17 protein-coding genes and 2 pseudogenes are annotated in these 25131 nt (G+C 42.8%); 13 read left to right on the top strand and 6 right to left on the bottom strand.

Translation table 11 applies throughout. The features are described 5' to 3' along the window. Positions 1 to 27: 27 nt before the first annotated feature. From E7T07_RS06750 to E7T07_RS06715, 7 genes are all read left to right on the top strand, one after another. Positions 28 to 759, top strand: a complete 732-nt coding sequence (locus E7T07_RS06750; protein ID WP_425455035.1) for a phosphoadenylyl-sulfate reductase — start codon at positions 28 to 30, stop codon at positions 757 to 759. A 102-nt stretch (positions 760 to 861) separates the two neighbouring features. Next, positions 862 to 1788, top strand: coding sequence for a sulfate adenylyltransferase subunit CysD (cysD, locus tag E7T07_RS06745; protein WP_135710126.1), 927 nt, complete (start codon positions 862 to 864; stop codon positions 1786 to 1788). A gap of 88 nt (positions 1789 to 1876) precedes the next feature. Continuing rightward, the gene (locus E7T07_RS06740) at positions 1877 to 3166 is read left to right on the top strand and encodes a sulfate adenylyltransferase subunit 1 (RefSeq protein WP_135710125.1); all 1290 of its coding nucleotides are present in this window, start codon (positions 1877 to 1879) and stop codon (positions 3164 to 3166) included. A 331-nt stretch (positions 3167 to 3497) separates the two neighbouring features. After that, entirely contained in the window at positions 3498 to 5303 is a 1806-nt protein-coding gene (locus E7T07_RS06730; protein WP_425455034.1) for an assimilatory sulfite reductase (NADPH) flavoprotein subunit, read from the top strand. Between the two features lie 316 nt (positions 5304 to 5619). Beyond that, on the top strand, positions 5620 to 7386 hold the full coding sequence (gene cysI / locus E7T07_RS06725; protein WP_135710123.1) for an assimilatory sulfite reductase (NADPH) hemoprotein subunit: 1767 nt from the start codon (positions 5620 to 5622) through the stop codon (positions 7384 to 7386). A gap of 203 nt (positions 7387 to 7589) precedes the next feature. Next, positions 7590 to 8564, top strand: a complete 975-nt coding sequence (locus E7T07_RS06720) for a Slam-dependent surface lipoprotein (RefSeq protein WP_135710122.1) — start codon at positions 7590 to 7592, stop codon at positions 8562 to 8564. Between the two features lie 53 nt (positions 8565 to 8617). Beyond that, entirely contained in the window at positions 8618 to 10084 is a 1467-nt protein-coding gene (locus tag E7T07_RS06715) for a surface lipoprotein assembly modifier (protein ID WP_135710121.1), read from the top strand. 57 nt (positions 10085 to 10141) lie between these two features. On the opposite strand, the gene E7T07_RS06710 is transcribed toward E7T07_RS06715, so the two are convergent. Further along, entirely contained in the window at positions 10142 to 11536 is a 1395-nt protein-coding gene (locus tag E7T07_RS06710; RefSeq protein ID WP_135710120.1) for a DASS family sodium-coupled anion symporter, read from the bottom strand. Between the two features lie 174 nt (positions 11537 to 11710). Between E7T07_RS06710 and sucA the strand changes: the two genes are divergently transcribed. From sucA to E7T07_RS06685, 5 genes are all read left to right on the top strand, one after another. Beyond that, positions 11711 to 14518: a 2-oxoglutarate dehydrogenase E1 component gene (gene sucA / locus E7T07_RS06705; RefSeq protein ID WP_135710119.1), complete on the top strand. Its 2808-nt coding sequence runs from the start codon at positions 11711 to 11713 to the stop codon at positions 14516 to 14518. A gap of 66 nt (positions 14519 to 14584) precedes the next feature. Next, positions 14585 to 15790, top strand: coding sequence for a 2-oxoglutarate dehydrogenase complex dihydrolipoyllysine-residue succinyltransferase (odhB, locus tag E7T07_RS06700; RefSeq protein WP_135710118.1), 1206 nt, complete (start codon positions 14585 to 14587; stop codon positions 15788 to 15790). A 110-nt stretch (positions 15791 to 15900) separates the two neighbouring features. Next, the gene (gene sucC / locus E7T07_RS06695) at positions 15901 to 17067 is read left to right on the top strand and encodes an ADP-forming succinate--CoA ligase subunit beta (RefSeq protein ID WP_135710117.1); all 1167 of its coding nucleotides are present in this window, start codon (positions 15901 to 15903) and stop codon (positions 17065 to 17067) included. 2 nt (positions 17068 to 17069) lie between these two features. Then, a complete protein-coding gene (sucD, locus tag E7T07_RS06690) occupies positions 17070 to 17939 on the top strand; it encodes a succinate--CoA ligase subunit alpha (protein ID WP_135710116.1) in 870 nt (289 codons plus the stop codon). A 142-nt stretch (positions 17940 to 18081) separates the two neighbouring features. Further along, entirely contained in the window at positions 18082 to 18639 is a 558-nt protein-coding gene (locus tag E7T07_RS06685; RefSeq protein ID WP_135710115.1) for a DUF5358 domain-containing protein, read from the top strand. A 397-nt stretch (positions 18640 to 19036) separates the two neighbouring features. On the opposite strand, the pseudogene E7T07_RS06680 reads toward E7T07_RS06685, so the two are convergent. Beyond that, positions 19037 to 19228: pseudogene (locus E7T07_RS06680) on the bottom strand (hypothetical protein); the annotation flags it as partial. Positions 19229 to 19438: 210 nt separating this feature from the next. Here E7T07_RS06680 and E7T07_RS06675 point away from each other — a divergent pair. Then, the gene (locus E7T07_RS06675; RefSeq protein WP_135710114.1) at positions 19439 to 20401 is read left to right on the top strand and encodes an SEL1-like repeat protein; all 963 of its coding nucleotides are present in this window, start codon (positions 19439 to 19441) and stop codon (positions 20399 to 20401) included. Positions 20402 to 20544: 143 nt separating this feature from the next. Here E7T07_RS06675 and metE read toward each other — a convergent pair whose 3' ends face one another. From metE to E7T07_RS06655, 4 genes and pseudogenes are all read right to left on the bottom strand, one after another. Then, positions 20545 to 22815 (bottom strand): 5-methyltetrahydropteroyltriglutamate--homocysteine S-methyltransferase, encoded by a 2271-nt coding sequence (gene metE, locus E7T07_RS06670; RefSeq protein ID WP_135710113.1) that lies wholly within the window; start codon positions 22813 to 22815, stop codon positions 20545 to 20547. 129 nt (positions 22816 to 22944) lie between these two features. Next, entirely contained in the window at positions 22945 to 23904 is a 960-nt protein-coding gene (gene hemH, locus E7T07_RS06665; protein WP_246046160.1) for a ferrochelatase, read from the bottom strand. 19 nt (positions 23905 to 23923) lie between these two features. Next, complete coding sequence (locus E7T07_RS06660; protein ID WP_135710161.1) at positions 23924 to 24337, bottom strand: hotdog fold thioesterase; 414 nt, start codon at positions 24335 to 24337, stop codon at positions 23924 to 23926. Between the two features lie 202 nt (positions 24338 to 24539). Next, positions 24540 to 25110 (bottom strand): annotated as a pseudogene (locus tag E7T07_RS06655) (TOBE domain-containing protein); the annotation flags it as partial. Positions 25111 to 25131 lie beyond the last annotated feature (21 nt).

The following is a 25131-nucleotide window of genomic DNA, read 5'->3' as shown; positions in this document are numbered from 1 at the left end:
GTTTTTATTTTGAATGTGGGAAGCATAATGATGATGAAACCAACCCTGTGGGCAATCCCCCAACCAACAGAACAAGATTTTGCCAATTTAGTCGCAAAAGAAACCGCGCTTTTTGAGCGAATTCAGCAAATTGCCGCAACGCAGAAAAATGCCAAGTTTGCCAGCAGCCTTGCGGTAGAAGATATGGTGATTACCGATGTGATTGCTAAAACGCAGGCAAAGATCGGCGTGTTTACCTTAGAAACAGGGCGGTTAAATCCGGAAACCTTGGCTTTAGTAGATGCCGTGAAAACCACTTACCCTAATTTAGCCTTTGAGTTGTTCTATCCCAACCCCGAAGCTGCGGCAACCTATGATCGCGAAAAAGGCAAATTCGCGTTTTATGACAGCGTGGAATTACGCCGTGAATGTTGTTTTATCCGCAAAATCGAACCCCTTAACCGCGCATTAAAAACCGCGGATAGCTGGTTGACAGGACAACGCCGCGAACAGTCCGTTACACGCACAGAATTAGCCTTCCACGAAAAAGACGAAAGCCGCGGCATAGACAAATACAACCCGATCTTTGATTGGTCTGAAATGGACGTTTGGGCATATATTTTAAAATATCAAATCCCCTACAACGCCCTATACAAACAAGGCTACCCAAGCATCGGCTGCGAACCTTGCACCCGCCCCGTCAAAGCAAACGAAGACATCCGCGCAGGCCGCTGGTGGTGGGAAAACAAAGACAGCAAAGAGTGCGGTTTGCATAAATAAAGCGTAGGGGCAAATTATATTTGCCCAAAAATAATCGTAGAAAATGGGGCTAATGTAATTAGCCCCTACAGACAGAATTATAAAAATAAAAAAGGATCAAATATGACAACACAAAACCAAATCGAAAACGGTCATCTTGATTGGCTGGAAGCGGAATCCATCTACATTATCCGTGAAGTAGTGGCTGAATGTAGCAATCCTGCATTGCTGTTTTCAGGCGGTAAAGACAGCGTGGTGTTACTTGCCCTTGCACGCAAAGCCTTCCAATTAGAAGGGCGTGAATTGGTGTTACCGTTCCCTTTAGTGCATATCGATACAGGGCATAACTATCCTGAAGTGATCCAATTCCGTGATGAGCAAGTGAAAAAACTCAATGCCAAATTGATTGTGGGGCACGTGGAAGATTCTATTGCTAAAGGCACGGTGGTATTGCGTAAAGAAACAGATTCGCGTAACGCAGCCCAAGCCGTGACTTTGCTTGAAACCATTGAAGAACAAGGGTTTGATGCTTTAATGGGCGGTGCGCGCCGTGATGAAGAAAAAGCCCGTGCCAAAGAGCGTATTTTCTCTTTCCGTGACGAATTTGGTCAATGGGATCCAAAAGCACAACGCCCTGAATTATGGTCGCTTTACAATGCAAAACTGCACAAAGGCGAAAATATGCGTGTCTTCCCTATTTCAAACTGGACGGAATTGGACATTTGGCAATATATCGAACGAGAAAATTTAGAATTACCACCAATTTATTATGCTCACGAGCGCGAAGTGGTAGAGCGCAACGGCTTGCTCGTTCCTGTGACGCCATTAACGCCAAAACGCCCGAATGAAGAAAGCGTTATCCGCTCTGTACGTTTCCGCACCGTGGGCGACATTAGTTGCACCTGCCCGGTAGCAAGCACCGCCGCCACCCCAAGCGACATTATCAAAGAAACCGCCGTGGCAGAAATCTCAGAACGCAGCGCCACCCGAATGGACGACCGCGCCAGCGAAGCTGCGATGGAACAACGCAAAAAACAAGGGTATTTTTAAAATAAACGTGTAGGGACACACTGCGTGTGTCCGAAAACAAAATAGCAAACGGACACACGCAGTGTGTCCCTACGAGCAGGATAATATTATGAGCAACATTAACCAATTCGCCCCATTACGTTTTATTACCGCAGGCAGTGTCGATGACGGTAAAAGCACTTTAATCGGTCGTTTGCTTTACGATAGCAAAGCCTTGTTAAGCGACCAACTGTTGAGTTTAAACAAATCCAAAAATAATGGCGAAGTCATTGATTTTTCCATTTTAACGGATGGCTTGGAAGCGGAACGTGAACAGGGCATTACCATTGATGTGGCGTATCGCTATTTTTCTACTGCGAAACGCAAATTTATTATTGCAGACACCCCAGGGCATGAGCAATACACCCGTAATATGGTGACCGGTGCGTCAACAGCCCACGCGGCGGTGGTATTAATCGATGCTACGCAGTTGGATTTTAGCCAAGCGGAAGTGGAATTATTGCCACAAACCAAACGCCATTCGGCAATCTTAAAACATTTGCGTTGTCCGCACGTGATTGTTGCCATTAATAAAATGGATTTATTGGATTTTGATGAACAGAAATTTAATGCCATTACTACCGCTTACCGCAAATTAGCCGCGCAGCTTGGTTTAGCAGACGTGCAATTTGTGCCGGTTTCCGCCTTGCAAGGTGATAATATTGTGCATAAAAGTGACCGCACTTCATGGTATCAAGGCGAACCGTTGTTGAGTATTTTAGAGAATTTACCTACAGATGATAACCAATCTGAACAAGCCGCTGATTTCCATTTCCCTGTGCAATTAGTGTTGCGCTTGGATCAAGATAAAGCTGACGATTTCCGCGGTTATCAAGGACGCATTGAAGCGGGGGAAATTTCCGTGGGGGCAAAAGTACGCGTTGAACCGAACGGATTAGAAAGTACGGTAACGGAAATTTATTCGCAAAATGGCTTGGTGCCGGCGGCAAAAGTGGGCGAACAGGTAACGTTACGTTTAGCAGATGATATTGATATTTCTCGTGGCGATACCTTTGTAGCGGCAAATTCTGCTACATTTTCAAGCAAACAACTTACCGCGACTATTTGCTGGTTTGATCAACGTGCCTTAAACCCTGCACGTAAATATTTGCTCAAACAAGGCACGCAAACAGTTTTTGCCAAAGTCAGCGAAATCGAACAAATTTTAGATTTAAAAACCTTACTCAACGACAGTGAAGCGGAACAAGTGAAAATGAATGATATTGCACAGGTGCGAATCAGTTTACAAAAACCGATTACCGCCACCACTTACGCACAAAACAAAGCCACAGGCGCATTCATTCTCATTGACGAAGCCACCTACCACACCGTAGCCGGCGGAATGATTTTGGAAAATTAAGGAAGTCATTTTCCCGTATTTGCTGCCTGAGCGATTTGAAATTTTTAGCTAAATTTGTACTGTTTGAGCGAAGCGAGTTTACAAATTTAGCGTTAAAAAAATTTCAAAAGAGCGAAGAAAAGCAGCAAATCCCGGGTGTGCTTTCTTTTGCCTACTTTGCTTTGCACAAGCAAAGACAAAACCTTTAGGTTTTGAACGTTGCCAAAGGCAACGGCACGTAGTGCAAGCGTAGCGAAGTAAAAGTAGGTCGCCATCGGCGAAAAACGATATTAATGAGCAGATATTTGAAATAAGACATTTGAAATAAAAAAACATCAAAATGGAAATTAATATGCCAAACACAACACTACCCTTAACCCCTGAAGCCTTGCAAACGCTTTCAGGTTTAACACCAACCCAACTGGCATGGCTTTCAGGCTATGCGTGGGCACGCTCTCAAGGTGCTCAAAATTCATTAGCCTCAAATTTGGCGGAAAGTGCGGTGAATTTTAACCCTGTTTTAGCCACACAAGCCGAGCCATTAAAGGTCACCGTGCTGTCAGGTTCACAAACCGGCAATGCAAAATCCGTGGCGAATCAATTAGCGGAACGCTTAAAAACCGAAGGCGTTGATGTGGTTCGCACCCAATTAAAAGATTACAAAGCGAAAAATATTGCGGATGAAAAATTAGTCTTGCTGGTCACTTCAACCCAAGGCGAAGGTGAAGCCCCTGAAGAAGGCGTGGTGTTGCTGAAATTATTAAATGGTAAAAAAGCGCCGAAGTTACCACAGCTGCAATTTGCGGTGTTGGGATTGGGCGATAGTTCATACCCGAATTTCTGCCAAGCCGGTAAAGATTTCGATCAGCGTTTTGCCGAATTGGGCGCGAGCCGTTTGTTAGACGTAGCATTAGCCGATTTAGATTTCAAAGCTACCGCAGAAAAATGGATCGAAGATGTGGTTGCTGTGGTGAAAGAAAAAGCGAAAAGTGCTGTCGCCACCGCCACATCTGGGCAAACTGCCACTATTTTGCCAGAGTCTGCAAAATACAATAAAGACAATCCCTTTGCGGCTACCTTAATCACCAATCAACGTTTAACAGACCGAGAAGCAGAGAAAGATGTACGCCATTTGGAATTTGATTTATCGGGTTCAGGCTTGCACTATCAGGCGGGCGACGTGCTGGGCGTGTATTTTGAAAATGATCCTGCATTGGTGGCTGAAATTTTGGCAGCGGTTGCTGTGAATGGGGAAGACATCGTTGAAGTCAATGGCAAAACGTTGCCAATTTCCACCGCACTTCAGACTGAATTAGAGCTCACACAAAACACGCCGGCTTTTGTGAAAGCGTATGCCGCATTAGCTAATCATGCGGCATTGAACGCCATTGTGGCGGATAGCGCACAGTTAACGCAATTTGTGTCAAATACCCCGATTGTCGATGTGCTTAACGCCTATCCAACCCCATTAACCGCAGTGCAATTGAGTGCCTTATTCCGACCAATTACACCGCGTTTGTATTCCATTTCATCCAGCCCTGAAGAAGTGGGCGAAGAAGTGCATTTAAGCGTTGGTGTGGTGCGTTATGCCCATAATGGCAAAGCGCGCGCAGGCGGTGCATCCAGCTATTTAGCGGATCGTGTGGAAGAAGATGGGCAAGTGCGAGTTTTTGTGGAGCATAATGATAATTTCCGTTTACCGCAAGATAACAGCAAACCGATTATTATGATCGGATCAGGCACAGGCATTGCGCCGTTCCGCGCCTTTGTGCAACAACGTGCCGCAGAACAAGCGGAAGGGAAAAACTGGTTGATTTTTGGTAACCAACATTTTGCCCTTGATTTCTTATACCAAACGGAATGGCAGCAGTTCGCTAAAGATGGGTTCTTGCATAAATACAGCTTTGCTTGGTCGCGCGATCAAGCGGAAAAAATCTATGTGCAAGATAAAATCCGCGAAAATGCCGAAGATTTATGGCAATGGCTACAACAAGGCGCGCATATTTATGTGTGTGGTGACGCAGCAAGAATGGCAAAAGATGTCAATCAAGCCTTGTTAGAGGTTATTGCACAGCAAGGTAAATTAAGTGCAGATGACGCGGAAGAATATTTAGATAATTTACGTGAAGAAAAACGTTATCAGCGTGATGTTTATTAGTTCTATTTGTTACTTTCTTTGCTTCGCCAAAGACAAATGCTTGCATTTGAATGTTGCCTTTAGGCAACAGCCCGAAGGGTGAGCGAAGTGAATAAAGTAACCAAAGAAAGGCGACCCTGCTTTGCCTTATTTCCTAAAAACGCTTTAATTTGTCTAACGGAAAATTTATAAACTCGCTGCGCTCAAACAGTATAAATTTTCCTACAAATTAAATCATTTTTAGGCGGCAAAGAAGGGATCCCATAATTGAATATCAAAGTGCGGTTAAAAATCTGGAAATATTGACCGCACTTATTAAAGAAAAATCGGAGTGAGTATGACAGACAAAATTCAAAAAGGTTTAGAATGGAAAGCGCAGCCGCTTTCTGATAATGAACGTTTGAAAGCAGAAAGTAATTTTTTGCGTGGGACGATTTTAGATGATTTAAAAGATGGTTTAACCGGTGGTTTTAAAGGCGATAATTTCCAATTAATTCGTTTCCACGGTATGTATGAGCAAGATGACCGCGATATTCGTGCGGAACGCTTGGAAGAAAAACTGGAACCGCGTAAATTTATGTTGTTGCGTTGCCGTTTGCCGGGTGGGATTATCAAACCTTATCAATGGATTGAAATTGATAAATTTGCCCGTGAAAACAGCTATTATCGTTCCATTCGTTTGACCAACCGTCAAACTTTCCAATATCACGGCGTGCCGAAAACGAAATTACAAGATATGCACCGTTTGTTGCATAGTATTGGCTTGGATTCGATTGCCACGGCCTCTGATATGAACCGTAATGTACTTTGTACCTCAAACCCGATTGAAAGCGAATTGCACCAAGAAGCTTATGAATGGGCAAAGAAAATTTCTGAGCATTTATTGCCGCGTACCAATGGCTATGTGGATGTGTGGATTGACGGCAAAAAAGCCTTGAGTTCCGATAGCTTTTTAGGGCAAGAAGATGAGCCAATTTTGGGTAAAACCTATTTGCCGCGTAAATACAAAACTACGGTTTCCATTCCGCCATTAAATGATGTGGATGTGTTTGGCAATGATATGAACTTCGTGGCAATTACCGATGAGCAAGGTAAATTGGCGGGCTTTAATGTGCTAGTGGGCGGTGGTTTGTCCATGGAACACGGTAATACCACAACCTATCCGCACGTGGCGTTAGAATTAGGTTATATTCCGCGCGATCAAGTGCTGAAAGCGGCGGAAGCGGTGGTGACCACACAACGTGATTTTGGTAACCGCGCGGATCGTAAACATGCGCGTACGCGTTACACTATTCAAGCCATGGGCTTAGAAGGTTTCAAAGCGGAAGTAGAACGCCGCATGGGGTTCCCATTTGAAGCCATTCGTCCTTATGAATTTACCGAACGTGGTGATCGCCTTGGTTGGGTGAAAGGCATTGACAATAAATGGCACTTAACGTTGTTTGTGGAAAGCGGTCGTTTAACGGACAACGATCCTGCAAAACCATTAATGACAGGCATGCTTGAAATTGCCAAAGTTCACCAAGGGGATTTTCGCATTACCGCAAACCAAAATATTATTATTGCGGGTGTGCCGGAAGATCAAAAAGAGATTATCGAAAATCTTGCGCGCCAATATAGCTTGTTAGAACCGATTAGCAAACAGCGCGAGTATTCTATGTCTTGCGTGGCGTTCCCGACTTGTCCACTTGCGATGGCGGAAGCGGAACGAATTTTGCCTGACTTTACCGCTGAAATGGAACAAATTTTAGCTAAACACGGTATTGCGGATGAGTATATCATTACGCGCATTACGGGCTGCCCAAATGGTTGTGGACGTGCAATGTTGGCAGAAATCGGCTTGGTAGGCAAAGCGGTAGGACGTTATAACTTGCATATCGGCGGCGACCGCGCAGGTTATCGTATTCCACGTTTATATCAAGAAAACAAAACCTTGCCTGAGATCTTGGCAGAAATTGACAGTCTTGTTGCGCGCTGGGCAACGGAACGTCAAGAAAACGAAGGTTTCGGTGATTTTGTGATTCGCGCAGGGATTATTAAACCGGTATTAAATGCCCCGGTGGATTTCTGGGATGCGGATGCAATAGCCGTTAAACAAGCCTAGAACAGAATAACAAAATAGTAAAAAAATAACCGCACGTTAACTATTCAAAGTGCGGTTTATTCTATTTATAGAATTAAAGCAAGTTTCTTTAAAAGAGCTTATTTTTCAGTAGGTTGACTAATTGTTATGAATATGACAGAATAGACAATTCTGCGTCAGATGTTGGGGGCAGATTTTTCTATTTTTTAATATAAGGTATTTTTATGAAACATACTGTAAAATTAAGTTTTACTGTATTAGCGACATCATTATTGGTTGCTTGCGGTAGTTCGGGTGGTGGTAATGCAACGGAGAATCCATCAACAAAAGTAAGTGCTCAAGCGAGCACATCTAAACCACAGGTGAAGGTTCCAAAGACTTCAGCAAATGAATCAAAACCAGAGGTGAAGGTTCCAGAGACTCCAGCAAATGAATCAAAACCAGAGGTGAAGGTTCCAGAAGCTCCAGCAAATGAATCAAAATCAGAAGCAATTGCTCCTCAGAACTCTGCTCACTCAGATGAACCCGAGTCCGGCAAGCCATCAGTTCCTGTTAACGACTCGCCACTTGTGGAAAGTAATGATAAAGGGCAAGCAATTAGCTTAATTGATGGCAAAACGGTTGAATTAAATAAACGTGAGAATTATGCACAAGAACTTGAAGTAGATGGTAAAAAATTACCAATTAGTTTCAATGGAATACAATCAGGTGGTTTTACTAATATTTCAAATGCTGAAATTAACGGCCAAGAGATTTATCGGCTTGTCGTCAGTGGCGCTGAGTTCAAGGATGTGAAGTTTGGTTATGTTGATGGTTATGTGTTCCATCAAGGGAATGTGACAGACAAACAAAATGTACCAACTATGGGCAAAGCCACTTATAATGTAAGTAGTGTGAACGTTAATCGTGGTGTTATTTCTACTAGTGAGGGTACTCAAGTAACAGCTGACTTTGGCAACAAAACTTTATCAGGTACAATACATCAAACTGCACATGAAAAAAATAATGTTGTTGTAACCATTAAAGATGCAACTATTTCCGGAAATGCATTTAATGGCACCGTGATGCAGAAAGATACTACTCGTGAGTTAGAAGGTAAACTAGAAGGTAAATTTTACGGTGCGAATGCAGCAGAATTAGGTGGTGTATATCGTTCAAATTCTTATGCGGGAGCATTTGGTGGTAAAAAACAAGAGTAATTCTTGATTTCTATCTAATAGGCTATCGAAAGATAGCCTTTATTGTATCTATTATGAAAAAATCAATTATTTTATCGTTTGTATTTATTGCATGTTTTAACCATATTGTTTTGGCGAGCATTTTTTCTACTCAAGAGCAGATTTATTCTCGTATGGATGAACAACGAGTGCAAGCTGCCCCCCTCTTTCAGCAGCAAAATGCAGTTATTAAGAAGCCCGAAATAGGTGTTTACCAAAACATTCAAACAACAAAGCTGACTAGAGATGAATTAGTAAAACAACCAACATTATTAGTGCAAGCATTGCTTACTGCTGTAATGTCTAATAATGGTGAAAATGCCGCATTTTTATTGCCACTTTATCAACAGCTTTCTTTGAAACAACAAATTCCAGTTTTAACAACATGGGTAACGGCATTGTCAGATAAATATCATCAGCGCTACAGTCAATCTATTCGCCAATATCGACAACTTGTTGCTGATTATCCTGGTAATCAAATTATTCGTTTCCAACTTGCGACAGCATTGTTTGAGAATAATGAAATGGAAGCTGCAGAGGAGCAATTCCATAAATTACAGTCAGAAAATTTACCTGTAGAAGTGAATGATGTTATTTCTAAATATCTTTCAGTTATTTCATCCCGTGATAATTGGGCTTTGCGAGGTGGGGTAACATATCTAAATGATCCTAATGTGAATAATGCACCAGAAATGGGAACCAGAATTGGTTCTTGGGTTGCAAAAAAGAGAGAACGGGCAGAAGGCTTTGGTTTTTGGGGCGAGCTTAGTAAAAAATGGTCATGGGGAAATGGTTTTTTCAATGAATTTCGGCTCAATGGAGATGGTAAATATTATTGGAATAATAAAAAATACAGCGAATATACAGTACGCGGTAGTTTAGGCAGTGGTTATCAAAGTGCGGTACAAAAATTCACAATTTTACCATTTATGGAACAGATGTGGTATGCCGGGGGAAATGCGAATAGTGAATCAGTGAAACGCTATTCGAAAAGTAGTGGCGCGACAGTTGAGTGGCAATATTGGTTGAGTCCTGATTTACAATGGAGTAGTCAATATGAGTATGGAGAACAACGCTATATAGCACGTAAACATTTGAATGGAAATTATCACTACATAGCGACAAATCTTATTTATTTTACTGATAGCAAACAATATTGGCTCTTAGGCATGAATTTTAATAGAACAAGTACTAGAGATTCAGACAATAGCTATATCCGTCGCGGAATTCAGATCGGATGGGGGCAAGAATGGGGAATGGGATTATCAAGCCGTTTAACATTAAGTTATGCACGTAAAAATTATTATGCCCCGATGCCAATTTTCCAAGTGACACAGAGAAATAAAGAATATGGCGCTCAATTAAGCTTATGGCATAGAGCATTCCATTTTGGGGGAATCACACCACGAGTGACATTTGCGTATAATAAAGTTAAAAGTAATCATGCTTTTTTTACTTATGACAAAAAACGCTTGTTCTTGGAGTTTACAAAAACTTTCTAATAATAAACCGCACTTTGGCTATTCAAAGTGCGGTTATTTTTTTACGAGTATTTTAAATTAATTAAACCAAAACATATAGCCGAAGGTAGCGATAGCAAATACAGAGATAATGTTAAGAATAACACCAGCTCTTACCATATCTCGTTGTTTGATCGCCCCCGTACCAAACACAATAGCATTTGGCGGTGTTGCTACCGGAAGCATAAAGGCACAGCTTGCCCCTAAACCGATAATTAATGCTAAACCAATTGCAGGCATACCCAGCGTTTGGGCGATAGAGATGAAAATCGGCACAAGTAACGCCGCACTGGCGGTATTGCTGGTAAATTCTGTTAAGAAGATGATAAATGCCGCCACAATAAGACCAATCATATAAAAATGACCGCCTTCGATTAAAAATACAATGCCGTCTGCCATAATTTGGCTTGCACCTGAATTTTTTAAGACGCTACTTAAGGTTAAGCCGCCCCCAAAGAGCATTAAAACGCCCCATTCGGTATTTTTTTGAATATCATCCCAGTTGGCTACGCCCAAGATAACAATGATTGCCGCCGCTAATAAAGCAACAAGGCTGTCAAAGCTACCGAGTTTTTTGCTTAATCCTAGGAGTTCACTAATGATTGGGTTGAGTTGTGAACTGAAAATCCAGCAAAGGGCGACAAAAATGAAAATCCCTAAGGTTTTCCAACGTGCACCATTCATTTCAATTTGTTCAAATTTTTGCTCAAATTGGAAATTTAAACGGGGTTTAAACACAATATAAAGCACACCGATCATTAACGGTAACAATAAAATCATAATCGGCAAACCGTACCATAACCAATCGGCAAAGGTGAGATGTAATTGTGATGCGACGATGGCATTAGGTGGACTTCCCACTAAGGTGCCCATACCGCCAATACTGGCGCTATACGCAATACCGAGTAACACGAACGTGTAGGTATTATGTTCACGTTCTCTGTCTAATTTACTCAAGACCCCCATGGCAAGTGGTAACATCATTGCCGCTGTAGCGGTGTTACTGATCCACATGGACAAAAATGCCGTTACACCAAATAAGTAAAGCACGGCAATTAACAAATTACCACGCGCTAACATCATAATACGATTCGCAATCAAGCTATCGAGTTTTTGAATGTGTAACGCGGTTGCCAAGGCGAAGCCACCAAAAAATAAGAAAATGGTCGGATCAGCAAAAGCCACGAGAGCCTCTTTCGTGCCAACTAAGCCCAGCGCAATGGCTAAAATAGGGACAAGAAGCGCGGTAATTGTGACATGTACAGCTTCTGTCAACCAAAGCACAGCAACAAAAGCCAGCAACGCTAACCCTTTATTGGCTTGTGGATCAAAAGGTAAAAGTTTAAGCAATGCCACGAAAAGTAGCATATTTAAAACAAATATGATGGATTTCGGGTTCCATTGCGTTTTGAGTTCCGGCGTAATGTTTTTCATGCGTTGCTCCTTGTTTACATCACTTCGTATGTTCTCACCTTATTCTTTTTTAACAATAGTTCAACATCTTTTTTACGATTTTGTGACGAGTGTCAAAATATTTCCTGATAAAAGTGCGGTTAATTTAAAAAAAAGTTTGTATAATGCCGAAAAGTGCAAACGACAGGACATCCTATGCAAAATACATTTCAACATTGGTTAGAACAAATGGCATTGAATGGTGCGAACCAATCTTATATTGAGGATTTATACGAAGAGTATCTCAATAATCCTGAAAGTGTAGAGCCAAGTTGGCGTCAAACTTTCGATTCTCTTCCAAAACCCACCGCACTTTCTGCGCCGGAACAAGCGCACTCTCAAGTACGCGATTATTTCAAACGCTTAGCTCGCGACAATTCGCAGACAAATGTGGGCGAAGTCAATTCCAAAGCCAGTGAACGTTTGGTGAAAGTGTTACAGTGGGTCAATGGACACCGAAACCGCGGTCATTTAGACGCGAATTTAGATCCCTTAAATCTCTGGGAACGTATGCCTTCCCCAACCTTAGATTATAAATTTTATGGCTTTACGGACGCCGATCTTGATCAAGAGTTTGATATCGGCGGTTACGTGTACAATCGCGACAAAATTACGCTGCGCGAATTAGCCGCGAATCTAAAACAAACTTACTGCGGTACCCTTGGCTTTGAATTCATGCACGTCAACGATTTAGAAGCGCGCACGTGGTTGCAAAGTAAAGCAGAAAATCTCTTAAATCAACCGCTCTTTAATCGCGATGAACAGCTGACATTCTTAAAAGAATTGACGGCGGCGGACGGTTTAGAACGTTATCTCGGTGCCAAATTCCCGGGCGCAAAACGCTTCTCTTTGGAAGGCAGCGATGGCTATATTGTGTTGATGAAAGAAATCATTCGTCACGCCGGCAAAAATGGTGTGAAAGAAATGGTATTCGGTATGGCACATCGCGGTCGTTTGAATATGCTGGTGAATGTGTTAGGTAAAAAGCCGGCAGATTTATTTGATGAATTTGCGGGCAAACATTCCGGTAATCGCACCGGGGATGTGAAATATCACCAAGGTTATTCTTCCGATTTTATGACAGAAGGCGGTGCGGTGCATTTAGCCCTTGCCTTTAACCCCTCTCATTTAGAGATTGTCAGCCCTGTGGTTATTGGTTCGGTACGTGCACGTCAAAAACGTCTAAACGATACGGAACGCAATAAAGTGATGCCGATTACCGTTCACGGCGATAGCGCGGTGATTGGTCAAGGGGTTGTGCAAGAAACCCTTAATATGTCTAGCACACGTGGCTATGGCGTAGGCGGTACGATTCGTGTGGTGATTAATAACCAAATCGGCTTTACCACATCCAACACCAAAGATACGCGTTCAACGGAATATTGTACCGACATCGCTAAAATGATCGAAGCACCGGTGATTCACGTGAACGGTGACGATCCGGAAGCGATTGCTTATGCGGCGCGTATCGCAGTGGAATTCCGCATGAAATTTAAACGGGATATTTTCATTGATCTTGTGTCATATCGCCGCCATGGTCATAACGAAGCGGATGAACCTTTGGCGACTCAACCGGTAATGTATAAACTCATCAAAAAACACCCAACGCCACGCAAAGTCTATGCAGATCGTTTAGTGGAAAGTGGTGTGATGAGCGAAGGTGAAGCGTTAGAGTTAATGAACCAATATCGCGATGCCTTAGATCAAGGGGATTGCGTTGTCGAAGAATGGCGCGAAACCGATCCGACAACCGCGCAATGGTATAAATTCCTAGGTGACAATGTCTGTAACTTCGGGCTGAAATATGACGAGAAACGCTTTAAAGAATTAGCCCTTAAAGCCTGTGAATATCCTGAAAACCACCCAATTCATCCACGCGTTGCTAAGGTGTACGAAGATCGTAAATTAATGGCGCAAGGGGAAAAATTATTTGACTGGGGCGCGGCGGAAATGATGGCTTATGCCACCTTATTAGATGACGGTCACCCAATTCGTATTTCAGGGGAAGATTCAGGGCGCGGTACGTTCTTCCATCGCCAAGCGGTGTTACATAATCAAGAACAACGCAAAGCCTATATTCCGCTTTGCAACTTACACCCAAATCAAGGGCGTTTTGAAGTGTGGGATTCGGTGTTATCGGAAGAAGCGGTGCTTGCCTTTGAATACGGCTATGCGGCAACGGATCCGAATACTTTAACCATTTGGGAAGCGCAATTTGGTGATTTTGCCAACGGTGCACAAGTGGTAATTGACCAATTTATCAGTTCGGGCGAACAAAAATGGGGCAGAATGTGTGGTTTGGTGATGTTGCTACCGCACGGCTATGAAGGACAAGGCCCGGAACATTCTTCCGCACGCTTAGAACGGTATTTACAGCTTTGTGCCCAACAAAATATGAAAGTTTGTGTGCCGTCAACGCCGGCGCAAATTTATCATTTATTGCGCCGCCAAATGCTTTGTTCAGAACGTCGTCCGTTAATTGTGATTACGCCAAAATCCTTATTGCGTCATCCGTTGGTTCAATCGAGTATGGATGATTTGATTAATGGCCATTTCCAACATGTGATTGACGAAATTGATCCTATCGATCCGCAAGGGGTAGAACGCGTAGTGCTTTGTTCGGGCAAAGTGTATTATGATTTGCTTGAACAACGCCGTAAAAATGAACAAACTGACGTAGCGATTCTTCGTATTGAGCAACTTTATCCTTACCCACATGAAGAAGTGCGGTCAATTTTAGCGAAGTTTGCTCATGTCAGTGATTTTATTTGGTGCCAAGAAGAACCTTTAAACCAAGGGGCGTGGTATTGTAGCCAACATAACTTCCGCGCGGATTTACCAAAAGACGCAACGCTACGTTATGTAGGACGACCGGCATCCGCATCCCCTGCTGCCGGCTATATGGCATTGCATAACGAACAGCAACGTGAGTTAGTGAATAACGCTTTGGATCTGAATTTTTAATCAATATCGTGGCACAGAACCTTTCGTTTTAGCCATAACAAAGAGAATAATGATAAAGGAAACACAATGAGTAAATTTGATATTTTAACCCCCGTTCTTCCCGAATCCGTTGCCGATGCCACAGTGGTGAAATGGCATAAAGCCGTGGGCGATGCCGTTATTCGTGATGAAGTTTTAGTGGAAATTGAAACGGACAAAGTGGTGCTTGAAGTGCCTGCGTTGGATAACGGTGTGCTTGATCGTATTGACCAAGCGGAAGGGGCAACGGTGACAAGTAACCAATTATTGGGTTCTGTGGCGGTGGGCGAAGTTGTGGTCACGAAAAAAGTGGAAACAGAAAGCACGCCGGCGGAACGAAAAGAAGCCGCATTAAGTCATCATGATAATCATGCGGATGCGCTAGGCCCTGCGGTGCGCCGTTTAGTGGGTGAGCATGATTTAAACCCTGATGAAATTCAAGGAACCGGTGTGGGCGGTCGTATTACGCGTACGGACGTTGAACGCGTGGTGGCTGAAAAAGCCCAAGTTAAGGCGCAAAGTGCGGTACAAAATACGCCTGTTTTAAATACCAATAGAGCAGAACAACGTGTGCCAATGACACGCTTGCGTAAACGTGTGGCAGAACGTTTGCTTGAAGTGAAAAATACCACGGCAATGTTGACCACTTTTAACGAAGTGGATATGCAACCGATTATGCAACTACGCAAAAAATATGCGGAAAAATTTGAGAAACAACATGATGTGCGTTTAGGTTTTATGTCTTTCTACGTGAAGGCCGTGGTGGAAGCCTTAAAACGTTATCCTGTGATAAATGCTTCTATTGATGGTGATGACATTGTTTATCACAACTATTTTGATGTAAGCATTGCAGTTTCTACGCCACGCGGTTTAGTGACGCCGGTTTTACGGGATTGCGATAAAATGAGCTTGGCGGAAATTGAGAAACAAATCAAAGTGTTAGCGGAAAAAGGCCGTGAGGGTAAATTAACCGTAGAGGATCTGACCGGCGGTAACTTTACCATTACCAATGGCGGTGTATTTGGTTCATTGATGTCAACGCCAATTATTAACCCACCACAAAGTGCGATTTTAGGTATGCACGCGATTAAAGATCGTCCTGTTGCCGTTGATGGGCAAGTGGTTATTCGCCCAATGATGTATCTGGCGTTATCTTATGACCACCGTTTAATTGATGGCAAAGATAGCGTTGGTTTCTTGGTCACGATTAAAGAGCTACTTGAAGATCCAACCAGATTGTTGTTGGAAATTTAAGCGTTAAAGACCGCACTTTAAGAAAAGTGCGGTCGTTATTTTTAAAGTCGACATTTAAAATTTTTTCATCAACAGGTAGAATACAGAAATCAAAATAATAAGGACACAACATGAACTTACATGAATATCAAGCAAAACAACTCTTTGCCCAATACCAGTTACCTGTAAGTCGCGGCATTGTTTGTAAAACGGTTGCTGAAGCGGTTCAAGGGATTTCTGAATTAAATGGAAATACGTGGGCAGCAAAATGCCAAGTACACGCCGGCGGACGCGGGAAAGCAGGTGGTGTTAAATTAGTACGCAATGCTGAAGAAGTGCGGTCGTTTGCGGAGCAATTTTTGGGCAAACGCCTAGTGACATTTCAAACGGATGCGAAAGGGCAACCTGTTAACGCTATTTATATCGAAGAAACCTGTCAAATTGCTCGAGAACTTTATTTAGGAGCGGTCATTGATCGTGCGACTCAACGCGTTGTGTTTATGGCATCATCTGCAGGCGGTATGAATATCGAAGAAGTTGCCGCGCAAACCCCTGAATTAATTCATAAAGTAGCTTTGGATCCATTAGTGGGCGGACAACCTTATCAAGGGCGTGAATTAGCCTTTAAATTGGGTTTAAAAGGTAATGAAGTTAATGCTTTTGCACAAATTTTTGTGCGTTTGGCGAAGTTATTCGTTGAAAAAGATTTAGCGTTGGTGGAAATCAATCCGTTGGTTGTAACAAAAGAAGGCGAATTGGTTTGTTTAGATGCCAAAGTTTCCGTGGACAACAACGCGCTCTACCGTCAACCTGAACTGAAAGCCATGCAAGATTTAACCCAAGACGATCCGCGCGAAGCAGAAGCTGAAGCCTTGAGTTTAAACTACGTGGCTTTGGACGGTAATATTGGCTGTATGGTTAACGGCGCAGGACTTGCTATGGGAACCATGGATATCATCAAGCATCACGGTGGTTTGCCGGCAAACTTCCTTGATGTAGGCGGCGGTGCAACGAAAGAACGTGTGGCCGGTGCGTTTAAAATTATTCTTTCCGATAGCAATGTTAAGGCGATTTTGGTCAATATTTTTGGTGGTATCGTGCGCTGTGATTTGATTGCCGAAGGGATCGTTGCCGCTGTCAATGAAGTGGGCGTAACCGTGCCTGTTGTGGTACGTTTGGAAGGAAATAATGCGCCACGTGGACGTGAAATTCTTGCACAAAGTGGTTTAAATATTATTGCCGCGCAGAGTTTAGCCGATGCCGCAATACAAGCAGTAAAAGCAGCAGGGAGTCATTAATTATGGCAATTTTAGTGAATAAAAATACAAAGGTGATTTGCCAAGGGTTTACCGGCGGACAAGGCACATTTCACAGCGAGCAAGCGCTTGCCTATGGCACTCAATTAGTGGGCGGCGTTTCACCCAACAAAGGCGGCACAACCCATTTAGGCTTGCCGGTGTTTAATACGGTGCGCGATGCGGTGGACGCCACAGGCGCAACCGCTACGGTCATCTACGTGCCTGCACCATTCTGTAAAGATGCTATCTTAGAAGCCATTGATGCCGGTATTCAATTAATTGTTTGTATTACCGAAGGCATCCCGACCTTGGATATGTTACAAGTCAAACAACGCTTAAAGGAAACCGGTGTTGTGATGATTGGTCCAAATTGCCCGGGTATTATTACCCCGGATGAATGCAAAATTGGCATTATGCCGGCGGATATTCATAAAAAAGGAAAAGTGGGGATTGTTTCACGTTCAGGCACATTAACCTATGAAGCAGTAAAACAAACTACGGATGAAGGCTATGGACAATCCACTTGTGTGGGGATTGGCGGTGATCCCATTCCAGGCTCAAGTTTTATTGATATTCTACGCCTTTTCCAAGAGGATCCCGAAACGGAAGCCATTGTGATGATTGGTGAAATTGGTGGCTCAGCGGAAGAAGAAGCCGCCGCCTTTATTAAGGCACATGTCACCAAACCTGTGGTCAGCTATATTGCCGGTATTACCGCGCCAAAAGGCAAACGCATGGGACATGCAGGCGCAATCATTAGCGGCGGCAAAGGCACGGCAGATGAAAAAATCCAAGCCTTACAAGATGCCGGTGTAACGACGGTGAAAAGTTTAGCAGACATCGGCACAGCTTTACGTCAAATTTTAGGTTAATAAGCCTTAAAAGCGCGGTTAGAAATAGGTGAATTTCTAACCGCGCTTTTTATGTAATGTAGTTTGAAATTATTAATTAGTTGACGAAAAAACCTTTCCGTCTAAAATAGCGAAAAACTTTAATTACGGAAGATGTATTAATATGTTAAAAAAATTACTTTTAGCGACAGCAGTGTTAAGCCTTGCAGGTTGCAGTTTATTGGGTGAAAAACAATCGGCAATTCCGGCAGAATATGCAGGCGCAGCCTATGAACTTTCAGATGGGGATGCACAGAAATGGGCATTTGCGGCAAAACAAACGGAGCAATGTATTTATCCGAATTTAACGCGAATTCAATATGAACATTTCCAAAAAGAAGATAGCTACATTTATTCTCAATATGTCTTTTTCTATCCCTTAGAAGATATTATTGGTGAAGATAATGTCAAAATCATCCAAGGTGATGAAAAAGCGATGAAATATGCGACCTATCAATTAAAAAAATATAAATCCAAAGAGAATATTGAGCCTTTAGATATTTCAACCTGTAAAACCTTACAAACAAAAGCAAGAGAAGATTTAGCTGTAGTGAAAGGCCAATATGTCAATGGTATGGTTCAAGAAGCAAAAGCCGATGGTAAAAGCACCGGTGTAGCAACAGAGCAAAACAAATTCTTCTTTGATATTATCAAATGGGGTTCTGCTTTATTTTTACTTTAATAACGATAATGCAGTCTTTAATTGAAAAAAAACAGACACCAAAATTAAGATAATCAGGGCGAAAAATATTTCGCCCTAAATCATGCTGTAGGGACACACTGCGTGTGTCCGAAAAATATTAATAAAATCAAAAGGGTGTGAAAATATTGGTAACGGACACACGCAGTGTGTCCCTACAAGATAGACCAAGGTTTTCCCAATGATTTCAATGGATTAACCGTAGATGTCATATTGTTTTTTCATCCATCCTACGCCGTTTTTGCGTTCTCGGACAGGGATAAACCCTGTCCCTACGACATATGGCGATTACACCGACAACACCTATGACGTAATCGGTTAGACATGAACCGTAGAGGCGAAATATCTTTCGCCCCATTGCACCACAAAATCTGCTACATCAACCCAACTCCGCCCTTAATTTCTTCGCCACCTCCACCATCACTTGCAACTGCTCAATGGTTTCTTTCCAGCCACGGGTTTTTAAGCAGCAGTTTGGGACCCATAAGCGTTCTTTTGGTACCACTTTCAAGGCTTTACGCAACAAGTGTTCGATCTCTTCCGCTTTTGGTACGCGTGGGCTGTGAATGTCGTTGAACTCGGAATAACACATATGGGAGGGGATTGTGGAAGGCATTTGGCTCCCCTTTGTTTTATTAAACGGTAAACAGCTCCAAATTGCTCATAAATTCAACACCCATTACAAAATCCAATAAAAAACCACTGATTACATCTTGATTGCATTTTGTTTTTTTTTTGTATAATTTTACTATCTTAAAACTATCGTCAAAAGGAAAACAAAATGACACTTCGTAAAACCCTACTTTCTACCTTATTACTCTCTTTTACCCTTATTGGAAATGTTTATGCTGAAACAGCAGAAGAGAAATTTAACAGAGCATATCAATATATCGAACAAGAAAATTATCAAGTGGCTTTTCCTATGTTTAAGGAATTGGCTGAACAAGGGGATGCAGGAGCTCAATATAATTTAGGCTTAATGTACGACAATGGGTATGGTGTTAACCAAGATTATCATCAAGCAGTCAAATGGTATCAAAAAGCGGCTGAGCAAGGGGTGCTACAGGCTCAATTTAATTTAGGTTTTATGTACGAAAAAGGAGACGGTGTTCGCCAAGATTACCATCAAGCAGTCAAATGGTATCAAAAGGCAGCAGAACAAGGGGATGCAGAGGCTCAATTTAATTTAGGTAATATGTACAGCAAGGGACAAGGTGTTAACCAAGATTATCATCAAGCAGTCAAATGGTATCAAAAAGCCGCTGAACAAGGAGATGCAAAAGCTCAATTTAATTTAGGCGTAATGTACGACAACGGACGAGGGGTTAGCCAAGATTATCACCAAGCGGTTAAGTGGTATCAAAAAGCGGCAGAACAAGGATTGGTTGATGCGCAATACAATTTAGGTAATATATACATATACTTTAACCAAGATTATCAACAAGCAGCCAAATGGTACCAAAAAGCAGCTGAACAAGGATTGGCTGATGCTCAATATAATTTAGGTGTAATGTACGGAAATGGATATGGTGTCAGTCAAGATTATTATCAAGCATTCCAATGGTATCAAAAAGCGGCTGAACAAGAGTTTGCAAAGGCTCAATTCAATTTAGGCATAATGTTTTACAATGGACAAGGCGTTCAACAAAATGATGCTGCTACAATAATATGGTTTGGAAAGGCTTGTAATAATGGTAGCCAAGAGGCTTGTGATGCTTATCGTCAATTAAGAGAGATGAAATAATCTATCTAGCAAAGTTGAGTACAAATTTGGGCTAATGTGATTAGCTCTACAATAAATTAATCTCATTTTTTTTCAATGATTTCAATAAATTAAATGTAGGGGCGAAATATCTTTCGCCCCATTGCCCCATAAAATCAGCTACATCAACCCAACTCTACCCTCAATTTCTTCGTCACCTCCACCATCACTTGCAACTGTTCGATAGTTTCTTTCCAGCCACGGGTTTTTAAGCCACAGTCTGGGTTTACCCATAAGCGTTCTTTTGGTACAACTTTCAAGGCTTTGCGCAACAAATGTTCGATTTCTTCCGCTTTTGGAACGCGTGGGCTGTGAATGTCGTATACGCCCGGGCCGATGTCGTTCGGGTATTTGAAATCGGCAAAGGCGGTAAGTAGTTCCATATCGGAGCGTGAGGTTTCAATGGTAATCACGTCCGCATCTAAGCCGGCAATCGCTGGCAAAATGTCGTTAAATTCGGAATAACACATATGAGTGTGGATTTGGGTGTCATCTTGTACGCCCATATAGCTTAAACGGAAGGCTTCGCCCGCCCATTGCAAATAAGCGTCCCAATCTGACCGCTTGAGTGGCAAGCCTTCACGGATTGCAGGCTCATCAATTTGGATCACTTTGATCCCTGCTGCTTCTAAATCTAACACTTCGTCTGATAACGCCACACCGATCTGTTTGCAGACTGTTGAGCGTGGAATATCGTTACGCACGAACGACCATTGTAAAATCGTTACCGGCCCTGTCAGCATTCCTTTCATCACTTTGTTGGTGAGGCTTTGGGCATATTGCGACCAACGCACTGTCATCGGTTCAGGGCGAGCCACATCGCCATAAATCACTGGCGGTTTGACACAGCGTGAGCCGTAACTTTGCACCCAACCGAATTTGGTGAAGGCAAAGCCGTCAAGCAATTCGCCGAAATATTCCACCATATCGTTACGTTCCGCTTCGCCGTGAACCAGCACATCTAAATCTAACTCTTCTTGGCGGCGAACCACATATTCAATTTCTTTTTTCATCGCCGCTTCATAATCCGCAAGGCTTAACTCGCCTTTTTTGAAACTCGCACGAGCGTGGCGGATTTCGCTGGTTTGTGGGAATGAACCGATATTTGTCGTTGGTAAAAGCGGTAAGTTTAGCCACGCATTTTGCTTCGCAATACGCGCTGCAAATGGCGATTTACGGCGATCTGCCCCTTCAGGTAAGTTAGCTAAACGAGCCGCCACTTCGGCTCGGTGGATCTCTTTTGATGTTGCACGCGCATCCGCTGCCGCTTGGCTTGCCACTAATTGTGCTTGCACCGCTGTTCGACCTTGTTCAAGTGCGGTCTTAATTACCGACAATTCTTCAACTTTTTGTAGCGTAAAAGCAAGCCATTGATAAAGTTCAGGTTTATTTGCTTGTAATTGCGTTTCCACCGCTAAATCAAAAGGCGTATGTAACAAAGAACAGCTTGGGGCAATCCACAAACGTTCGCCAAGTTTGGCTTTTAATGGCTCAAGCAGATCTAATACTTGATTTAAGTTCGCACGCCAAATGTTACGCCCATCAATCACGCCAGCCGAAAGCACTTTGCGGTAATCGTCAAATGCTGCAAGTTGTTCAGGCGCGCGTACTAAATCCAAATGCAAGCCGTCCACCGCTAAGCCTTTGAGCAATTCTGCGTGTTCTGCCACTGAGCCAAAATAGGTGGCTAATAACAATTTCGCATCCACTTGGCTTAATTCCGCATAGACCGCCTGATAAGCCGCCAGCCACTCCGCCGGTAAATCTAAGGCTAAAGCCGGCTCGTCAATTTGGATCCATTCCACGCCTTCTGCCGCAAGTGCGGTTAAAATTTCACGGTAAACAGGCACAAGTTTGTTTAATAACTCAAAACGATTGAAGGCTTCGCCCTTCTCTTTGCCTAACCAAAGGAAAGTTAAAGGTCCGACAATCACAGGTTTAACCTTCAAACCTAAGGCTTTCGCTTCACGGATTTGATTAACGTAGTGAGCTGGGTTGGCTTTAAATTCGGTGTTTTTATGGAACTCAGGCACAAGATAGTGGTAGTTGGTATCAAACCATTTGGTCATCTCAATGGCAAATTGATCTTTGTTACCACGCGCCAGTTGGAAGTATTGCGAAAGGGTTAAATTTTGGCTGTCAAAACCAAAACGCGCAGGAATTGCCCCCGTTGCTACTTGTAGATCTAAAATATGATCGTAAAAGGTAAAATCGCCCACTGCCACGAAATCGGCGTTCTCAGCTGCTTGGTGCTGCCAGTTTTTTTCACGCAAGGCTTTGGCTAAATCTAATAAATCTTGTTCTGCAATTTCACCACGCCAGTAACGTTCTTGTGCAAATTTTAATTCACGTTTCGCCCCAACACGTGGAAAGCCTAAGATATGGAATGTTGTCATAATGTGCTCCTTTGATAGATTAGATATTTCTTCTATTTAGACGTTTAGCCGTCTAAATGACGATGACTATCATCTACAAAATAACAACATTATGCAACTTCATAAAATTCAAGTTTATTATGAATGAAATTAATGTAAATTATTTAAAACCAACTGCCCTAAACATTCAATATGTTTTTTATCGGCATTTAATGCGAGGATATATTGATAAGATTGTCCCCCTTGAGCAAGGAATAAATGGCGATTGGTTTCCGCAACTTCTTCTAAGGTTTCCAAACAATCTGCGGCAAAACCCGGGCAGATGACCGCAATCTTTTCAATACCTTGGCTTGGGGCATGAGCCAAAAATTCATCCGTATAAGGCTGTAGCCATTCTTCGCGTCCAAAACGAGATTGAAAGGTCATTGCCCATTGAGTTTCCATTAAGCCTAATTTATCCACCACCGCAAGGGTGGTTTGACGGCAATGTTCACGATAAAAATCGCCTTCTTGCTCATAACGTAATGGAATACCGTGATAGGAAAACAGCAAAAACTCATCATTTTTTAACCGCGCTTTTATGCTTTCGGCTAGCGCGTTAATGTAATTTTCGTTATCCGCGTAGGAATGGATAAGGCTAAAAGGCACAATTTCACGTTGTTGCGTCAAAGCACGGGCAAAGGCGTCAATTGCCGCTGCGGTTGTCGTTGAGCTGTATTGCGGATACAACGGCAGGAAAATGATCTTATCCACTTTGGAAAGGGTCAATTTTTTCACCGCGCTTTCAATGCTCGGTTCACCATAAGTCATCCCGATTTCTACTTGTACATCAATGCCTTGCGCAGACAAATAGTGCTGCAGTGCTTTTTGTTGTTCAAGAGAGTAGGCGAGTAGCGGCGATCCTTGTTCTGTCCAAATGGCTTGGTAATTTTTCGCAATACGGCGCGAGCGTAAGGGTAAAATAATGCCTTTGAGAATAGGCAACCATTTCCAACGGGGTAAATCGACCACGCGTTTATCGCTTAGAAATTCATTGAGATAGCTCGAAATTGCAGAAGAAGTCGGCGCACAGGGTGTGCCGAGATTTGCCAAAATAACGCCGATTTTCAACTTGGAATATCCTATAAAATTAAATAACAGAAAGGGTGAGACGGGACGTGCAGCAGAGATTTTCTTGCTCATCACGTATATCAATTTGCCAGACTTGAGTGCGTTTGCCTAGGCGCAATGGGGTAGCGCGCGCAGTGACCTTGCCGGATTTGACCGGGCGTAAATGACTGGCGTTAATATCCATTCCCACTGCTGCATGGGGTTCTTCAAGGCATAATAATCCCGCTAAAGATCCCACGGTTTCCGCCAAGGCAAGAGAAATACCGCCATGCAACAAGCCCATAGGTTGAGTTGTGCGGTTGTCCACAGGCATGGTGGCTTCGAGCCAGTTTTCACCTTGCGCAGTAAATTCAATGCCTAAATACCCTACAGCGCAGTTTGTGCAAAGTTGGTTCATCTCAGAAAGAGAAAGTGTTCGTTTCCAAATGGTCATCATAATGTCGCCAAAATAATTTGTTCAGGATCAATAGAAAGCCAAGTTTGCGCGCCAACCTTGATTTGTTGGTCAGCATGGATTGTGGCGCAAAATTCCAGTCCATTGACCGCAATCAGGCTTTCTTTCGTGTGGTTTGTTTCTGTGACGGAACGGACTTCGCCCAAAAACAGATTTTCGTCTAAGTGCGGTGGATTTTGATGTAATTTCACCCAAGGTGCTTTTATCATTAGCATCACTTCTTTGCCTAAAACTAAGCCTAATTTTACCGCACTTTTTTCCGTAATTGACGCCACCATCGGGCGATTTAACCCCTCAATTTGAATACTGACTAAGGCGTTGCCGTTTTGTAATGTCACATTTTCGACTGTCCCGAAAAATTGGTTGCGCGCGCTACTTTGTAAGGCAAATTTTGCCGTAGCAGAAAGAGGATTGCTCAAGGCAATATTTTCATCTTGCAAAATATGAAAGGCTTTTTCTTGAGTTTGTTCAAGTAAATCATAAAGTTGCAATAAACGCACTGCATAAGAGGTGAGTGTTGTACCGCCGCCATTTTTACCGCCAATATTGCGTTCAAGTAAAGGTTTAGGGCTGATTTCATTCATCGCGGCCAAATGATCCCACGCACTTTTATAGCTAATATGGGTGTTTTTAGCTGCTTGATTAATGGAACCACATTCTTGAATGGCTTTGAGCAAACGAATTCGTTTGGGGTCAACAAATAATTGTTCTTGTAATTTGATGGTTAAGAGAATTTCAGTATTTTTTAGCATAGCGATTTCCTTGCTAGGATA

The sequence above is a fragment of the Actinobacillus porcinus genome (assembly GCF_901764995.1).
Taxonomy (GTDB): domain Bacteria; phylum Pseudomonadota; class Gammaproteobacteria; order Enterobacterales; family Pasteurellaceae; genus Exercitatus; species Exercitatus porcinus.
Note: the sequence above shows the minus strand (reverse complement) of the source record. Positions and strands in the feature narration are given on the sequence as shown.